General features: G+C 59.8%; 12 protein-coding genes. 7 read left to right on the forward strand and 5 right to left on the reverse strand.

Annotated features, from left to right (window positions below):
• Positions 1-41 precede the first annotated feature (41 nt).
• On the forward strand, positions 42-383 hold the full coding sequence (locus tag JIN78_RS00800) for a hypothetical protein (protein ID WP_200390018.1): 342 nt from the start codon (positions 42-44) through the stop codon (positions 381-383).
• A 341-nt stretch (positions 384-724) separates the two neighbouring features.
• Complete coding sequence (gene ilvD, locus JIN78_RS00805) at positions 725-2,431, forward strand: dihydroxy-acid dehydratase (RefSeq protein WP_200390019.1); 1,707 nt, start codon at positions 725-727, stop codon at positions 2,429-2,431.
• Between the two features lie 129 nt (positions 2,432-2,560).
• Here ilvD and JIN78_RS00810 read toward each other — a convergent pair whose 3' ends face one another.
• On the reverse strand, positions 2,561-3,694 hold the full coding sequence (locus JIN78_RS00810) for a MalY/PatB family protein (RefSeq protein WP_200390020.1): 1,134 nt from the start codon (positions 3,692-3,694) through the stop codon (positions 2,561-2,563).
• Positions 3,695-3,752: 58 nt separating this feature from the next.
• Positions 3,753-6,347: a DUF7133 domain-containing protein gene (locus JIN78_RS17655; protein WP_200390021.1), complete on the reverse strand. Its 2,595-nt coding sequence runs from the start codon at positions 6,345-6,347 to the stop codon at positions 3,753-3,755.
• Positions 6,348-6,596: 249 nt separating this feature from the next.
• Here JIN78_RS17655 and JIN78_RS00820 point away from each other — a divergent pair, with 249 nt between their 5' ends.
• The 5 genes from JIN78_RS00820 (at position 6,597) to queD (ending at position 12,702) form a co-directional block, all read left to right on the forward strand.
• Positions 6,597-8,303: a GspE/PulE family protein gene (locus tag JIN78_RS00820; protein WP_200390022.1), complete on the forward strand. Its 1,707-nt coding sequence runs from the start codon at positions 6,597-6,599 to the stop codon at positions 8,301-8,303.
• A 24-nt stretch (positions 8,304-8,327) separates the two neighbouring features.
• The gene (locus JIN78_RS00825) at positions 8,328-9,650 is read left to right on the forward strand and encodes a type II secretion system F family protein (protein WP_200390023.1); all 1,323 of its coding nucleotides are present in this window, start codon (positions 8,328-8,330) and stop codon (positions 9,648-9,650) included.
• Between the two features lie 195 nt (positions 9,651-9,845).
• Complete coding sequence (locus JIN78_RS00830; protein ID WP_200390024.1) at positions 9,846-10,358, forward strand: hypothetical protein; 513 nt, start codon at positions 9,846-9,848, stop codon at positions 10,356-10,358.
• A gap of 111 nt (positions 10,359-10,469) precedes the next feature.
• On the forward strand, positions 10,470-12,146 hold the full coding sequence (locus JIN78_RS00835; protein ID WP_200390025.1) for a sulfatase family protein: 1,677 nt from the start codon (positions 10,470-10,472) through the stop codon (positions 12,144-12,146).
• 190 nt (positions 12,147-12,336) lie between these two features.
• Entirely contained in the window at positions 12,337-12,702 is a 366-nt protein-coding gene (gene queD, locus JIN78_RS00840) for a 6-carboxytetrahydropterin synthase QueD (RefSeq protein WP_200390026.1), read from the forward strand.
• Positions 12,703-12,749: 47 nt separating this feature from the next.
• Here the strand turns inward: queD and putP are convergent, their stop codons facing one another.
• The 3 genes from putP to JIN78_RS00855 all read right to left on the reverse strand — a co-directional run bounded on the left by putP (position 12,750) and on the right by JIN78_RS00855 (position 16,635).
• Positions 12,750-14,234, reverse strand: a complete 1,485-nt coding sequence (gene putP, locus JIN78_RS00845) for a sodium/proline symporter PutP (protein WP_200390027.1) — start codon at positions 14,232-14,234, stop codon at positions 12,750-12,752.
• Between the two features lie 145 nt (positions 14,235-14,379).
• The gene (locus tag JIN78_RS00850; protein WP_200390028.1) at positions 14,380-15,147 is read right to left on the reverse strand and encodes a hypothetical protein; all 768 of its coding nucleotides are present in this window, start codon (positions 15,145-15,147) and stop codon (positions 14,380-14,382) included.
• 69 nt (positions 15,148-15,216) lie between these two features.
• Positions 15,217-16,635, reverse strand: a complete 1,419-nt coding sequence (locus JIN78_RS00855) for a sulfatase-like hydrolase/transferase (RefSeq protein ID WP_200390029.1) — start codon at positions 16,633-16,635, stop codon at positions 15,217-15,219.
• Between the last annotated feature and the right edge of the window lie 5 nt (positions 16,636-16,640).

Below are 16,640 nucleotides of genomic sequence, written 5' to 3' on the forward strand. Positions count from 1 at the left end.
CCTGGGTTTTGAATTCCTTGGTATAACGCTTACGGCCTTTCATGGCTTCAGTCTTCATTTGGTTAAGGCGTGGTCCAAGAAATTACCGCACCTCATATGAATTGATTGTAGCTTGTGGCTCGAAGTCTCAAGAAGGTTTGCGCGTAGCGTCGAGTCATTCGGCAGGTCATGTGATCCTCGTTCATCCTAAAGGGAAGCCGGTTGTTGTTGAGGGGGTGGAGAGCCGGGTGACCCTTTTTCTGCCATTTGTGGATACTGATGGAGCAGGAAAAACTTGGCGTCGCGAAGGGCGGAAGCAGGGTTGGGAAGTGAAGGTGAATGCGGGTGTCGGGCAGGATGTTCGACTGATTTGGCCGCAGGTTCTTAAAAATTTGGTGCGATGAATGGCTTTCTTTTTCAGGTGCCGATTGGCCGCGGGGTGCTGGACGGCGGGCAGCGGGGCTACCCGCCCTATAGCCCTGGCAAGTTGAACCAGCTTGACCGTCCCTCCCTTCCTTGAGAGCCTTGCTGAGCATCAATAAAACTCCGAGTTTGCCGGCAACGGTAAGGGGACCACTGCAGACAATGACCCGACCCCAGAGTTTGGACAGCTCTTATGGGCCTGGGTGATGGCCTTGCCTCTCATCGTTCCCGGTGGGGACTGCTTGAGGTGTTATTCTTTTTGACGCGGTGGGGCATCCACAAACTTGACGAAAGCGGGTGGGCAGGGGATCCTTCCGCTCTTATGAGCTGCAACTCGGACAAACGGAAATACTCGTCACAAGTTTTGGATGGAGCGGACCGCGCGCCCTCGCGGGCGATGCTTTATCCAGTGGGTTTCAAAAAAGAGGATTTTTCCAAGCCGGTAGTCGGGGTCGCTTCCACTTGGAGTCAGGTGACTCCCTGCAATTATCACATCGATCGCCTCGCCAAGGAGAGCGCCAAGGGTGCGGATGCCGCGGGAGGCAAGGCGGTTATTTTCAACACTATCACCATTTCCGACGGCATTTCCATGGGCACCGAGGGGATGAAGTATTCTCTCGTCAGCCGGGAGGTAATTGCCGATTCCATCGAGACCGTGGTGGGGTGTGAGGGCATGGACGGCTACGTCGCCATCGGTGGTTGTGACAAGAATATGCCGGCCTGCGTGATGGCGATGGCGCGCATGAACCGTCCCGCCGTTTTTGTCTACGGCGGCACCATTTTGCCCGGTTGCGCGACGGTGAAGGGCGAGGAGAAGTCGCTCGACGTGGTTTCCGTTTTTGAGGCGGTGGGCAAGCACGCCAGCGGTGAGTATTCCGACGCGGAGCTGCAGGCGGTGGAGGAGAACGCCATCCCCGGGCCGGGTTCCTGCGGAGGCATGTATACTGCCAACACCATGGCCAGCGCCATTGAGGCCCTCGGCATGTCTTTGCCCAATAGCTCCGCGCAGGCGGCGGTGAGCGATGACAAGATGCGCGACTGTTTCGACTCGGGGGCGGCCGTGTTGCATCTTCTGGAAAAAGGGATCAAACCCCGCGACATCATGACCCGCAAGGCCTTCGAGAACGCCATCACGGTGGTCATCGCCCTGGGTGGCTCCACCAATGCCGTCCTGCACCTCCTCGCCATTGCTCATGCGGCGGAGGTCGAGCTCTCCATCGATGACTTTACTGAGATTGGCAAGCGTGTGCCCGTGGTGGCCGATCTGAAGCCCAGCGGCAAGTATGTGATGGCTGAGCTGGTCAAAATTGGCGGCACGGTGCCCTTGATGAAGATGCTACTCCAGGGCGGCCTCCTGCACGGTGATTGTCTGACCGTCACGGGCAAGACCCTGGCGGAAAATCTTGCCAATTCGCCCCTGGAGTATCCCGCCGATCAGGACGTGATTTATCCGCTCGACAAGCCCATCAAGAAGGACAGCCACTTGCGCATTCTCTACGGCAATCTCGCCCCCGGAGGCGCGGTGGCCAAGATTTCTGGCAAAGAGGGCGAAGCCTTCACCGGGCGGGCCCGGGTTTTTGACCGCGAGGAGGATGCCATGGACGCGATTCTCGATGGCTCCATCGTGGCGGGCGACGTGATCGTAATCCGTATGGAAGGCCCCAAGGGGGGGCCCGGCATGCGCGAAATGCTCGGACCCACCGCTGCGGTCATGGGCCGGGGTTTGGGCGAGAGCGTGGCTCTCATCACCGACGGACGCTTCTCCGGGGGCAGTCATGGCTTTGTGGCCGGGCACATCACTCCCGAGGCCTTTGAAGGCGGTCCCATCGGGCTCTTGCAGGATGGCGATGAGATCACGATCAACGCGCTGGATAACCGCATCGATGTTGCTCTGAGCGAAGAGGAATTGGCCGCCCGCAAGGCGAATTGGGTGCAGCCCGAGCCGCGCTACAAGCGGGGAGTTTTGGCGAAATTTGGCAAATTGGTGGCCTCCGCCAGTGAAGGAGCGGTCACCGATGGGGGCCTGTGATCGCTCTCCAACGTCATTCTGAAAAAAGCCCGGCGTCCCTGGACGACCGGGCTTTTTGTAAAAGTCCACTAGCGGAGACCCAAGGCCTCAGCCGATGGCTGAACGGCGCTTCGGCTGCATAGCTTTCCTCTAGTCCCGTAGAGCCCGCACCAATTTGGTGAGGCCCTCCTGCACCCGGTGGGTGGGGCAGCCGTAGTTGAAGCGGACGGCCTTGGGGAAACCGAAGAAGGCTCCGTCGGAGAGGAAGAGCTGCTCCTTCTCCTCGGCCACCTGGGCCGGGTTTTGGTGGGAGAGGGCCTGGCAATCGATCCAGGCGAGATAGGTGGCCTCGATCTCGGGCACCACCACGGCGGGCAGTTCGTTGGCCAGAGTAGAGGTCAACAGGTTGCGGTTCTTGCGCAGCACGGAAAGCAGCTCCTGGCGCCAGGGTTCGCCGTGGTTGTAGGCGGCTTCTGCGGCGTGGTAGGATAGGGCATTGATCTCCGAGAGAGTGTGGCCCTTGGCCGCTTGGAAGCGGCGTCGCACGCTGTCATCGGGAATGACCGCGTAGGCATAGCCGAGACCGGCGATGTTGTAGGTCTTGGAGGGGGAAAGGAGGGTGATGGTGTTTTTGCGCAAGTCCTCCGGGAGATTGAGTGCGGAGAAGTGTGGGGTTTCCTCTTCGTCGAGAATGAGGTCGCAGTGGATTTCGTCCGAGACGAGGAGGATGCCTAGCTTTTGGCAGAAAGTGGCCAGCTTGACCATCTCGCGCTCGGTGAGTACCCGTCCGAGGGGGTTCTGCGGGTTGGAGAGGATGAAAACGCGGGTGTCTTGCTTGACGGCAGCCACCATTTTTTCCCAATCGAAGGTCCACACTCCCTCCACCTGCACGTGCTCCACTGTGATCAGCTCGGTGCCGCCATCGCGATGCACCCCGAGGAAGGGGGGGTAGACCGGGGTGCAGGTCATGAGGCTTTCCCCCGGCTTGGCGAAGGCCCGGCCCGCCATGGAGAGAGCGGGAACGAGACCTCCCAGGTGGACGATTTCCTCTTCCTTCGCTTCATAGCCGATGCGCCGCGCGAGATAGCTCTGCACGGTTTCCACCAGCGAGGGGTGGGGCAAGGCGTAGCCGAAGACCCCGTGGTCGACTCGCTGACGCAGAGCTTCCATCACCTCGGGCGGGCTTTGGAAGTCCATGTCGGCGACCCAGAAGGGATCGAGGTCGGGGCGGCGGTCCCACTTGAGGGAACCCGTATCGCGGCGGTTGGCTACCGGAGTGAGCATGTCCCAGTGATGGCCTCGCCGGGGGAAACGCGAAAGGAAAAATTGGCCCCGAGGGGTGTCATTTTCCCAAGACTTCCAGCTCGTGGATGGACCAGAAGTAGTGCGCGTCCTTCCCGATTTGCGAAATTCTCACAAAGCGGCCACGGGTGCCGAAGGGGAGGTGGATGCGGGTGAGGGCCGCGGTGCCGCGCCCCTCCACCAGCGGTGTCCCCCAGTCCTTGCCATCTGAAGAAACCTCCACGCGGTACTGGCGGGGGGCGTCTTTGGGCGAGGAGCGGCTGTCGAGCACCAGAGTGCTGAGGGAGAGCTCGCGCGGAAATTCGATCTGCAGCCACATGTCGGGTCGTTGCTGGGTGCCGGTGGTGTAGCGGGTCTTGGGATTGCCATCCACGGCGGCAGCGAGGTCTTTCGCGCCATGGCTGGCAGTGAGTTTCCAATTCTGGCGATCGGGCAGGGGCTGGGGCTGGAGGGCCTCCAATTCCGCTTGCGTCCAGGGCTCGCTGCGATCGTGGTGGAACTGGCGCAGTTGGGCCACATGTTCGGCGGTGACAGCCGGGGCTTCGTTGCCAAAGCTATTGCGAATGTAGTTGCTGGCGTCCGCAATCCATTGGTCGTCATTGTTGGCCATGGCGACCATGAGACCCTCGTAATGGCGTCCATCGAGCGGGCCGGTGAGTCCATGGAGAAGGGTGCGGATGGCGTTTTCTCCCCGGTCTTGCAAGATGCGGGCGGAGTCAACGAAAGAGGGGGCGAGCTTCTCTCCCTCCTGCCCCGGCATGGGTGTGCCGGTGCCGTCACTGGCGTGGCAGGAGAAGCAGAGTTGCTGGTAGATCACTTGTCCGCGTTCGAGGCTGGCGGCCAGATAGGCGTTTTTCGCTTTTTGCGCGGCGATCATAGCCAGTTCCTTGCGCCGTGTTTTTTGCAGCTCGACGAGTTCGGCCACCACTTCATGGTCGTGGTAGTTTTCCTCGATATGAGAGCTCAGCGCCAGCAAGCCCTCATGGGTGGTGCCACTGACGAGAATGGAGTTATAAGCTTGCAAGACCATCTCGAGATCGGCCTGTTCTTCGAGGTGGGGCGAGCCCAGGAGAGCGGAGATCACACTTTCTTCTCCGGTTGCGAAGAAGGGTTCGGCGGTGCGGATGGCCGAGGTGCGCACCAGCGAGGCGGGGTCTGCGAGCGCGGTCGCGACTTGTTCCGCAGCGAGGGCATCCATTCCCTCCAGGGTCCAGAGGGCGTGCAGGCGGCCCAGCTCGCTCTCGCCATTTTGCAGGAGGTTTTGCAAGGCGGGGATCACGGATTCGCGGTCCTCGCGCAGGAGGATGAGCTTTTGCGCGGTATCGCGCCACCAGCCATTGGGGTGGGAGAGATGGGCCACGAGCTCGGCTGTGCTTTCCTCCAGCATCCGGGGTTGTCGGTCGGGGGTGTAGCTGTCGTGCACGAGGCGGTAGAGGCGTCCTCGTCCGATGTTCTTGGCCATGCCCCACTTGTCGATCACTTCCCGGAGGTAACTGCCCGGGCGGGTCCAGTTTCCTTGCTGGATGATGCCCCGGTGCATGTCGAGGATCATCATGGCTCCATCGGGCGAGGTCGCGGTCCAGACCGGGCGGAAGTTGAGGTCGCGGGTGCGCAGGAACTCCGAGCCGGGATGGACATTGCGCAGCACGGTCTTGCCATTTTGGCGGTCGACTTCCACTTGCCGGATCAGGCGTCCCACGGGCTCGGGGATGAGGAGGTCGCCTTTCAGGTCGGCCGGCAAGCGATCGCCGCGATAGATTCCTTGTCCGGCAACTCCCGTGAAGGCATTGAGTCCGCCATTTTCGCCCACTCGGCGCAGGCCTCCCTGCACATCGGGAACGGGGGCGATGGGATACACCGTGCGGAATCCTTCCTCTTCTTGTCCGGAGAGTTGCAAGCCTCCGTAGGCCATGGGTTGCTGGAAAAACATCGCTGGCTTTTCCCCGCCGGCCGTCGAGTAGTAGAGGCGTCCGGCATCATCCCGGGTGAGGCCCCATTGCCCCCCGCCACGCGGCAGATTTTCCACCTCCAGCTCGCCATCCGTGAAGCGGTAGCGCTTGGCTTCGTAGGTGAGGTAGATCCAGTTGTCGAGGTTCCAGAGCAGGCCGCTGGGCTGGTGCTCCATGTTGCCACCGCGCGGCCCTCCTTCATAAATTTTCACTTTCTCGTCGGCCACGCCGTCGCCATCGCCATCGCGGTAGGTCCAGAGGTCCAGCGTGTTGGTCACTCCGACCATAATCCGGTCATCGAGGGGCAAAATCATGCGCGGGAGGAGGAGATTGTCCACGAAGACGCTGTGTTTGTCATAAACGCCATCGCCATCGGTGTCCTCATGGCGGGAGATTCGGCTCAGGGGCTTCTGCTCTCCAGTGGCATCGGCGTCCTGCATGTAGGTGCGCATCTCGGCCACGTAGAGCACGCCATTGCCATCCCAGGCCATGGTCACGGGCTCGTGGATATGCGGATCGCTCAGCACGAGTTCCAGCCGATAGCCGTCTTGCAGTTCGATGGATTCCAGCGCTTCTTGCGGAGAAAGGAATCCTTTTTGGTAAATCGTCTCGCCGGGTTCGGCCGCGAGCGAGCTCGTCACTACAAGGCTGGTGGTGAGGAGAGGCAGAGGGTTGAATCGAATCACGGCCGCTTTATACCAGAAAATCGACGCTTTTTTTCAGGGCTCGGCGAGTAATCGCAGTTTCCTTGGTGACCTTGCGGGCGGGAAGAGGGGCGGAGAGAGGGTTTCCGGGCTCTTTGAACGCTCCGGCCAGGGGGCGGGCTACCCATTTGGCAGGCCGGGGAGGGGCGGCGGCGCTTTTTTCCGTCTTGCGGGAGGAAAATTGCTGACAGCCGGGACGGTTTGCGGCGTTCTGTTTCCTACAAAGGAGCGATGATCAATTTGTTGTTGGAACCGGCCCGCGAGACCGGATGTGAGGACTTGACTGCGGTGGAGGAAGTTTTGGGCGCGGCGCGGCAACGGCAACGGTCTCCCATCGATGATGTCCTCGATACCGGGGCGGTCGATGAGGAACCCTACATGCAGCAATTGGCTCACAATCTGGGGATGGAGTGGCTGGCCGAAATTCCGGCTCCCGAGAAGGCGGCCGACTTGCGGGAGGTCTGCGGTCCCCGGGTGGCGCTGGGCCATCAGGTCCTGCCTGTTGCGGTGGTGGGCGAAGAGGGCGACGAGAGCCTGGTGATGGCGACCTATGACCCCTTCAATCTGCTGGCCAAGCAAGCCGCCGTGCAGGCCATTGATTATCCTCTTATTTGGAAAATGGCCTCCCGCCGCCGGGTGCACGAAGGTCTCCGCCGCCTCTACGGGGTGGGGGCGGACACCTTTGAGCAAATTCTCGAAGGGCGCGATATGGACCTTGAGAATCTGGAGGTCCAGGATGAGGCCAATGTCATCGATGATGACGACACCGAGGCGAGCGTGGTGAAGTTCGTGAACCAGATTTTACGCGAAGCGCTGGACCAGGGGGCCACCGACGTGCACGTCGAGCCCCTTGCCAACAATCTCCGCATTCGTTACCGCGTCGACGGCCGCCTCATCGAGGTCGCGGTGCCGGACCAGATCAAGACTTTGCAGAGTTCGGTCATTGCCCGTCTCAAGATTATGTCGCGGCTCGATATCGCGGAGAAGCGGCTGCCGCAGGATGGCCGCATCAACCTCTCTCTCGAAGGCCAGTCCATCGACGTGCGGGTGGCCACGGTCCCGACGGTGGAGGGGGAAAGCGTCAGTCTGCGTTTGCTCAACCAGCAGAAATTCAATGTCGAGAAGTTGGGCATGGAGCCCTTTGTGCTCGATCCCATCCGGCAGCTGCTCAGTCTTTCCAATGGCATTATTCTCATTACCGGACCGACCGGTTCGGGTAAGTCGACCAGCCTTTACTCCTTTCTCAGCGAGCTGAACACGCCCGACACCCGCATCGTGACGGTGGAGGACCCGGTGGAGAACAAGCTCGATGGCGTGATGCAGATCGCGGTGAAGTCCGACATCGGCCTCACCTTCGCCAGCGGTCTGCGCTCCATTTTGCGGGCCGACCCCAATATCGTGATGCTGGGGGAGATCCGGGACCTTGAAACGGCCGAGATTGCCATTCGCGCCTCCCTGACCGGTCACCTCGTTTTCAGTACCCTGCACACCAACGATTCGCTCGGCGGCATCAGCCGTCTGGTGGACATGGGGGTGGAGCCCTTCCTGGTCAGTGCGGCGGTGCGAGCCTTTCTGGCCCAGCGCTTGGTGCGCAAACTCTGCCTACACTGCCGCGTGCCGGTGGAAATCACCGACGACCAGCGCCGCCGACTGAAGATTCCCCATCTGGAAGGGCAGGCTTACGAACCCGGCGGCTGCGACAAGTGCCGCAACACTGGATTCGCCGGACGTCTCGCCATTTACGAAGTGGCTATCCTCACCGAGAAAATGCAGGACCTCATCATCAAGGGGGCCAATGGCAATGAACTTAAGGAACAGGCGGTCAAAGACGGTTACGTACCCATGCGGGACTATGGCTGGTATAAGGTGATGACCGGGATGACCACGGTGGAGGAAGTGGTCTCCGCGACTGCGGTTGACCTCGGAGGCGATGTTTGATGAACGCAAGCGAAGGGTATCGAAATGGCAGTTTTTAACTACAAGGCGCTGGGGGCTGGAGGAGCGGTGGTCACCGGAGAATTGACCGCTGGCGACCGTGGGGAAGCCCTGCGCCAGCTGGACAAAAAAGGGCTCCAGCCGGTCAAGGTGTCCGAGGCCAAAGTGGTGGCCAAGCCCAGCAAGGTGGACAAGACCAGTGCCCGGCGCAAACCCTCGGTGAAGGCCAGGCCCGAGGGCTTGGTGAAAGCTTCTCCCAAGGCGAAGGCCAAGGACAAGAACACCGAGGTGCCGGAAGGCCCCATCAAGATGAAGTCCAAGGAAGTCGTGTATTTCACGGAAGAACTCAGCGACATGTTGGCGGCCGGTCTCCAGCTCGAGCCCGCGCTCCGGGCGATGGAGGATAGGGAGGAGGACGGCACCATCAAGGTGGTCTCCGAGCGCATCCGCACCCTGGTGCGCGATGGCACGAGCTTTTCCCAAGCCCTCAAGCGCGTCAGCCCCAGCTTCGGCCCTCTCTATTGCTCCTTGGCCGCTGCCGGGGAGGCCAGTGGCGCCCTCGATACCATTTTGCGCCGACAGGCCCATTACCTGAAGACCATTCAAGAACTCAAAGGCCGCATCACCCTGGCCCTTATTTACCCCAGTTTCCTCATTCTTTCTGGCATCGGAGTCTCGGTGATTTTTGTGACCAAACTGATCCCGCAGCTCACTGGATTGCTCAAGGGCACTCCGGGCTCGGAGATGCCCATCGGGGTGCGGGTGATGATCGGGGCCAGTGACTTCGCCCGGCAATGGTGGCTGGTCGCCTTGCTCGTGCTAGTGGCGGCGGCCATCTTCTTCAAGGCGTGGAAGGATGCCGAGCGCAATCGCCCGGCCTGGGATCGCATCAAGCTCAAGCTGCCCCTCTACGGCAATGTCGTTCGAGGCCGCTTCTATGTGCAGTTTCTCGAAACCATGGCCAATCTGGTGGCCAATGGCCTGCCGTTGCTGCGTTCTCTGGAGCTGACCCGCGATGCCGCGCAGAATATCCATCTGCGCAGCAGCATGGACGAAATGATCGAGATGGTGGGGGATGGTCGTTCCCTCTCCTCTGCCATGATTCGTTCTCAGATTTTTCCCCCATTGCTCATCGACATGGTGGCGGTGGGGGAGCAAACCGGAAAGATTGATCTCGCTCTCCGGCGGGCGGCGGAACGCTTTGACAAAGAACTGGATGCCGCTCTGCAGAAGGTAATGGCGATGGTCATGCCAGCCGTTTTGCTGCTGATGGCTTCGCTGGTGGGCACGATGGCCTACGCCATGATTTCAGCTATTTTCCAGACGATTAATAACTTGGGCGGCGTTTGATTCTTAGCGTTCCAAGCCATGAGAGTAAAAGTTCCGCTTCGTCCCGGTGTCCTCCTTCCCTTGGGAGGGTCTTTTGCTTTGGTCGTTCTCGTTGCCTTTTCCCTATTTTCGCGAGAATGGGGAAAGCGGAAAAATGACGACGAATCCGCTCAATTTCAGACTGTTGAATCTTTTCGGGAACGCGAAGGGGAGGGGTTGTCTCAGGCGACCAGTCAGTTGGTTCCGCGTGGGGTTTCCGCCTCCTCTCTTCTGCGCTTGGAGGAGGACGAACTGGGCTTTTTTCTGCTCTCCAAAGAGATGTTTGCGGGACATCGCGACTGGTTGGGCGGGACGGATATGGAGACGGCATTGTTCAATCAGCTTTCTCATCAGGAAGCAGCGGCCGTGTTTCAGAACACCCTCGATTTGAAGGCGCCCTTACGCGCTTGTTTCTCCAGGTGGGCAGAGGGGGAGGAGGGCGGTCCTGACGATTTGTCAGGAGAAGTTGCCGTTCGCTATTCAGTGGAGCCTTCCAAGGACCGCATTTATTACGACATCTCGCTCGATGTAAGAAATGTATGGGAGGAAGGAGCCCACGAGCATCTTTTTCGCTTGGAGAGTCTCTTCGTAGTGGCCGCGGGGCGGGTTCTGGCTCTTCCTTTGGGTGAGAGTGGGCAGGTGTTGTTAGTAGCGGTTCCGGAAGCCCCTCATCCGCTGGCGAGGCGGTAGCCGGGAAGGGAGGTGGGAAAAGAACCGATGGCAGGCGGCTATCCGGGCGATGTCGCGTTTTTTGCCAATTTTGTGGCCATTCTCGCGCTCGGAAGGACATTACCTCTGCGCATGAAGACGCGACTAGTCACCTTTTCACTCTCACTTGCCGCCTCCTTTTTTCCTGCCGTCGCCGAGACGGAAGAGAAGCTTGAGCGGCCGAATATTCTCTTTGTGATGTCCGACGACCACACCACCCAGGCGGTGGGAGCGTATGCGACTTTGCTCAAGGAGCTGAATCCCACGCCCACTCTCGATCAATTGGCAGCCGAGGGTGTGGTCTTTGACAATGCTTTCTGCACCAATGCGATTTGCACCCCCAGCCGGGCCTGTATCATCACTGGACAATACCCTCACGTGAATGGCGTGACTGATCTGAACGGCAAGATCGATCCGGACAAGCAGATGCTGCCCATCCAAATGCGGGAGGCCGGATACCAAACGGCAATCGTGGGCAAGTGGCACCTCAAAGTGGAGCCCAACTTCGACTACTACAAGGTTTTGCCCGGGCAAGGGCATTATCACGACACCGTCTTTCGGGTGCAGGGTGAGAAGCCCTTTGGGGAGAATACCGTCCAGCACAAGGGCGAGCATTCCTCCGATGCCATCACCGACTCCATGCTGGAATGGTTTGAGGAAAAGCGGGATCCGGACAAGCCCTTCTTCGTCTGCTACCAATTCAAGGCTCCCCACGACATGTTCGACAACGCCGAACGGTATCAGGACTATCTGGCGGACGTCACCATCCCCGAGCCTCCCACTCTTTATGACGTTCCCGCCACGTTCGGTTCCCTCGCTACCCGGGGTCATGAGGATGAGCTTTTCCCGCATATCGGGACGTCCATCGGCACACGCAATCCCCGCCGTTCCTATGCCGTCGACTTGTTCCAGCTCTATCCTGAGGAATTTCCCAAGGACTACGATCCGGTGACTTTCAGCGAAGAGGAGACCACACGCTTTGCTTATCAGGTTTATCTGAAAAAATACCTGCGCTGTGTCAAGGGAGTGGACGACAACCTCAAACGCGTCCTCGACTATCTCGAGAAGGAAGGGCTCGCGGAAAACACCCTCGTTATTTACACTGGCGACCAGGGCTTCTGGCTGGGCGAGAATGATTACCAGGACAAGCGCTGGGCCTACGATCCCTCCATGCGGATGCCGCTAATCATCCGTTACCCCAAAGCCATGCCGGCGGGAGAGCGTCGCGAGGCCCTCATCGAGAATGTCGACTTCCCGGCTCTCATGCTGGACTACGCGGGAATTGAGATTCCGGAGTCGGTGCAAGGAAAGTCCTTCCGGCAAATTTGTGAAAGCGGCGCAGAGCCCGCCGACTGGCGGCAGGCAGCCTACTATCGCTACTGGATGCATATGGCCCACCATGACAATCCTGGAGAAATGGCCATCCGGACCAAGACCCACAAGCTGATCTTTCACTACGGGGTTGATTATGAAGGCGAATACCCCACCCCGCCGGCATGGGAACTCTACGACCTCACGAAGGATCCGCAGGAGTTGAATAATCTTTATGACGACCCCGCTTACGCTGAGACCCGAGAGGCCTTGAAAAAGCAATTTGCCGAATTGCGGCAGCGAGTGGGCGATGATGGCAGCCATTTCCCAAAGGCCGAGGCCGTGGTGCAGGAGTTCTGGGACTACAGCGAGGAGGATAGGCAAAAGGCCATTCAGATTTCTCACGATTACAAGGAGCGGCGGGAGAAAGAACTTTCCAATCGCCGACAGATTCCCTGAGCAAGGTCTGTCGTCCTGAGAGCAAGCTCGGGTTTCCTTTGCTCAATTGAGGTCGTCCTCTGATAAGTTGGAGACCTATTTCATCCGCCTGTTCCGTCCGGGAGCAGCGCGGATTTTTTTTTGCTTTTCGGGAGAGGGCGGTCGTCCATTGCCATGGACAAAAGCGCGCGACATCCCGTAGGGTGCGGCCATGCGCGCCCAATTGACGAAAGAGTTCCGCTTCGAAGCGGCTCACACCCTGCCCAGTTTGCCGGAAGGCCACAAGTGTCGGCAGATGCACGGTCATTCCTTCAAGGTGGACATTTCCGTGGCTGGTGAAGTGGACGAAGAGATTGGTTGGGTTTACGACCACAAGCGCATCTCCGACGCCATGAACCCCTTGTTGGAAGTGCTCGACCACGGCTATCTCAACGACATCGAGGGATTGGAGAGCCCCACCATTGAGCGGTTGGCGGCCTGGTTTTGGCGCAAATTGGCGCCCGACCTTCCGGGATTGTGCGAGATTGTGATTTACGAAACGCCCACCGCACGCTGTGTCTTCCGGGGGGAGTTCTGAGCATTTGTCAGGCTTATCCCCACGCCAGGTTCTCCCTCTGATCGGGATCAGCTCTCGGGATGCAGGGCCCGGAATTCCCCGTCGACGGGAGTGCGTTTGCTCACCACCACAATGGCCAGCCAAGCGAGGAGAAAGCCGGGAACGATCTCGTAGATCCCGGTGGTCTCATTCAACCCGGTGGCGATCCAGATGATGACGGTAGCGGCCCCGGTGACCATTCCGGCCAGAGCTCCGCTCCCGGACATTTTCTCCCAAGTCAGCGCCAGGATAATCATGGGGCCAAAGGCAGCTCCGAAGCCGGCCCAAGCGTTGGAGACTAGACTGAGAACCTGGGAATCCGGATCTCCCGAAATGAGGGCGGCGATGATGCCTACGGCCAGCACGCTGAGGCGGCCGGTGGTGACCAGTTGCTTGTCACTGGCCTTCTTGTTGACGAAAAGGCGGTAGAAATCCTCGGTGAGGGAAGAGGAGGAAACCAGCAATTGACTGGAGATGGTCGACATGATGGCGGCAAGAAGGGCGGCGTAGAGGAAGCCTGTGACCAGAGGGTGGAAAAGGAGGCCGGAGAGGACTACGAAAATGGTCTCGGGGTCTTCAATCGCGATGCCATTGCGCTCGATGTAGGCGCGGCCAAAAATGCCCAATCCGATGGCTCCGAGGAGGGCAATGGCCATCCAGCTCATCCCGATGTTGCGGGCTTTGGCCACATCCGCGACGGAGCGCACGGCCATGAAGCGGACAATGATGTGGGGTTGTCCAAAATAGCCCAAACCCCAAGCCAAGGCCGAGACGAGCCCGACGAAGGTGAGGCCGCTGAACAGGGAGAGGAAGTTGGGGTCGAGTTCGGTGAGGCGTCCAGCGGCTTGTCCGAAGCCATCGCCTTTTCCCGTGGTGAGGATGACCAGAGGCATGATGACCAAGGCCAGCATCATGATGCAGCCTTGCACGAAATCAGTGAGGCTGACCGCCAGAAAGCCACCTATGACGGTGTAGGTCAGGACGATGGCGAGGGTGAACCAGACTCCGAACAGGTAGTCGCTTATGAATCCGAGGTTGATCAGTTCCCCGAAGGCACTGGCGAAGAGTTTGCCTCCCGCTACCAGACCGGAGGCGGTGTAGACGACGAAAAAGATGACCACGATGATGGCCGAGACCATACGCAGGGGGAGGGCTCGGGAGGGAAAGCGATTGGCGAGAAATTGGGGCACGGTGAGCGCATTGTCGTAGCGCTCGGTCTGCTCGCGTAGCCGCGGAGCGACGATGAGCCAATTGGCCAGGGCCCCGAGAAACAGACCGATCCCAATCCAAGCCTCGATGAGGCCAGCCGCGTAGAGCGCACCGGGGAGGCCCATCAGGAGCCAACCGGACATGTCGGAGGCCCCTGCAGAAAGGGCGGCCACCGCAGGGTGGAGATTGCGCCCGCCCAGCATGTATTCCTCGGAGTTGGCGGTGGATTTTTTCGCCGCATAAAAGCCGATGGCGATCATGAGGGCGAAGTAGAGAAAGAGGCTGATCCAGATTTCGAGGTCCATAGTCGATGAAGGTTGCGTGTGAGGTGGGTGAAGAGAGAGCTGGCCGCAGGGAGGCACCAGGGCACCCCCGCAGCAGGTTCGCGGCGACCCTCACACAGCGCTGACCTGCCGTCAAGGGAAGGGCAGGAATCAAGGGAGTGACCCTTTACTCGTTGGCAATCTCCATATCTTTGCGCAGGGCTTCGACCATCTTGATGAAACGCAAGTCCGCTTCCGGATTGGATTCGTTGTCGAAATTCAGCCCGTAGGGCCAGAAGTGCATGCGGTCGGCGCTCAGCACGGCCTCGGGGCCATCGAACTCGCGCAGCTGGGCATTGGCGTGTTCGCCTGTCCATTTGCCGTCTTTGACGAACTTGCGCCAGTTGTGGTGAGTGCCCACGCCGAGGGTGTGACTGATTTCATGCAGCGCCACCCGGCGGTTGATGGTGCCGCCCCAGTTGATCCACCCTTCGTAATTGGCGTCGGCGGTGGGGGTGCCGGGACTGTTGTTGGCCCAGACATGTTTCTTGAAGTTGGCGTTTTTGTTGAGAAAGGTGATGGCTGACTCCATGGCCTCCACGATGAGTTGGCGGCGGTCGTCCGGCCAATTTTCCGAACCTCCGGAAAGTTCGTAGGTGAGGGGACCGGCCAGTAGATCGGCGTGTTCTTTCTCTTTGCGCGCTTCTTCGTCCTGCAAACGGGCTTCCTCCGCCAGCTCCCGGGCGTAGGCCCAGTCCTCCTCATGCAAGAGCGCGCCCGGGATTTCCACCGAGCTGCCATTGCGCTTGCGAATGGTCACGCTGTCTTCGTCGGCGGAGAGAAAAACTCCGCTGATGCTGCGTCCGTCCTGAGAGCGCCAGGGACGCTGTTGCTGGGGGTTGCCAAAAACGGTCGCGCTCAAAAGAACGAAGGCGAAAAGAGATTTCATGGACATGATCACTTCTCTTGCTAACGAAAAGGAGGATCATTTTCTTGGCAAAACGCGGCAAAAATGTGTGCTCGTCTACTCCCCCTGGAGGTCGTAATCGGCGCCATTCAGACTGTCGATCACGGAACTCATCCAGTGATGCAGTCCCTTTTTCATCTTCTCTAACTGGTCTTGGGAAGAGGGCTCCCCCGAGCGGTCTTGTCTTTCCCCGGGGTCCTGCCCGAGGTGATAGAGCTCGTAGCGGTCGCCATCGATGCGGTGCAGTTTCCAAGGCCAGTCCAACCAGGCGGCGTGACCCCGGGCCTCCTCGCGAGAAAAGAGGGGAAATTCGTCGACATCTTTGCGCAGCCGGGCCTGGTTGTGCGGACGGGGTGCTCCGGCCTCTTGTTTTTCCAGTAGGTCTTGTAAGATGGCATCGCTGTGAGTGGATTGCCCCTCTTGGAAGTGATGCCAAAAGCCGAGCGGAGGTCTTGGCCCCGGGCTGTCTTCTGCCAGCAGGGGAGTGATGTCGATTCCGTCGAGAGGGTGAGGAGGCGGGGTGCTGATTCCCGCCCAGGCGAGCAGGGTGGGATAGAGATCACTGGTGGAAACGGGGTGGGCACAGCGGCCGGAGAGGGAGCGGGAGGGCCACTCCACGATGGCGGGCACCCGGAGCCCTCCTTCGTAAACGCTCCCTTTTTTATTCCGCCCGCCACTGGTCGCGGAGACCAAGCCGCCATTGTCGCTGCAGAACCACAAAATGGTGTTCTCGGCGATCGGGGATTTCTGCAAAGTGGAGCGGAGACGGCCCACCTGTTGATCCAAGAGAGTGATTTCGCGGTAGTAGGCGGCGTGTTCGTGCTCCTGGTAAAGCTCTTCGTTCGCCGTGCTTTCGGCATGGGGCAGGTGGGGCGAGGGGAACCAGATCACCGCAAAGAGAGGTTTTTCGCCCTTCTGATGGCGGGCGAGAAAGTCCAGGGCGTGGTCCATGAGCAGAACCGAGCCCCGGCCTTGGTGTTGCTCGATGTGTCCTTGTCGACTCAGATAGGGGTCGTTGTCGAAAAAGTTGAGGCCGATGACCCACTCCTCAAAGCCCATGCCTCCGGGGTTGCAGGGGGTGTCGGGTTGGGCGGCCCCGAGGTGGTATTTGCCAAAGAGGCCGGTGACATAGCCCGCGTCGCGGAGGGCTTCGGCGAGAGTGTATTCGTGGGGACGGAGGTAGCGGCCATGGTTGGGAACCTTTCCGCGCAGAGGGTGGCGCCCGGTCAAGACGCTGGCCCGGGTGGGAGAGCAGACCGGGGCGGCCGCGTAGAAGCGATCGAAAACCAGTCCTTTCCGGGCCATTTCATCGAGGGCCGGGGTTTGCACAAAGGGGTGGCCATTGTAGCCGGTATCACCCCAACCCTGATCATCGGCCATGACCAGGATGATGCTGGGACGTTGCAGAGTCTCGTCATTCTCTTGGGCCAGCAAGGCGCCCCCGCAGCAGAGCAGAAAGAATAGTGTGCGCAGCATGGCCT

The organism is Roseibacillus ishigakijimensis, from assembly GCF_016595415.1.
Taxonomy (GTDB): Bacteria; Verrucomicrobiota; Verrucomicrobiia; order Verrucomicrobiales; family Akkermansiaceae; genus Roseibacillus; species Roseibacillus ishigakijimensis.

What these genes read in the sequence shown, in the direction of transcription:
- JIN78_RS00810 (WP_200390020.1), bottom strand. Translation starts at nt 3,694, where the DNA reads ATGCTCACTCCGGTAGCCAACCGCCGCGATACGGGTTCCCTCAAGTGG.
- JIN78_RS00855 (WP_200390029.1), bottom strand. Translation starts at nt 16,635, where the DNA reads ATGCTGCGCACACTATTCTTTCTGCTCTGCTGCGGGGGCGCCTTGCTG.
- JIN78_RS00800 (WP_200390018.1), top strand. Translation starts at nt 42, where the DNA reads ATGGCTTCAGTCTTCATTTGGTTAAGGCGTGGTCCAAGAAATTACCGC.
- JIN78_RS00820 (WP_200390022.1), top strand. Translation starts at nt 6,597, where the DNA reads ATGATCAATTTGTTGTTGGAACCGGCCCGCGAGACCGGATGTGAGGAC.
- JIN78_RS00835 (WP_200390025.1), top strand. Translation starts at nt 10,470, where the DNA reads ATGAAGACGCGACTAGTCACCTTTTCACTCTCACTTGCCGCCTCCTTT.
- putP (WP_200390027.1), bottom strand. Translation starts at nt 14,234, where the DNA reads ATGGACCTCGAAATCTGGATCAGCCTCTTTCTCTACTTCGCCCTCATG.
- ilvD (WP_200390019.1), top strand. Translation starts at nt 725, where the DNA reads ATGAGCTGCAACTCGGACAAACGGAAATACTCGTCACAAGTTTTGGAT.
- JIN78_RS00850 (WP_200390028.1), bottom strand. Translation starts at nt 15,147, where the DNA reads ATGTCCATGAAATCTCTTTTCGCCTTCGTTCTTTTGAGCGCGACCGTT.
- JIN78_RS00825 (WP_200390023.1), top strand. Translation starts at nt 8,328, where the DNA reads ATGGCAGTTTTTAACTACAAGGCGCTGGGGGCTGGAGGAGCGGTGGTC.
- queD (WP_200390026.1), top strand. Translation starts at nt 12,337, where the DNA reads ATGCGCGCCCAATTGACGAAAGAGTTCCGCTTCGAAGCGGCTCACACC.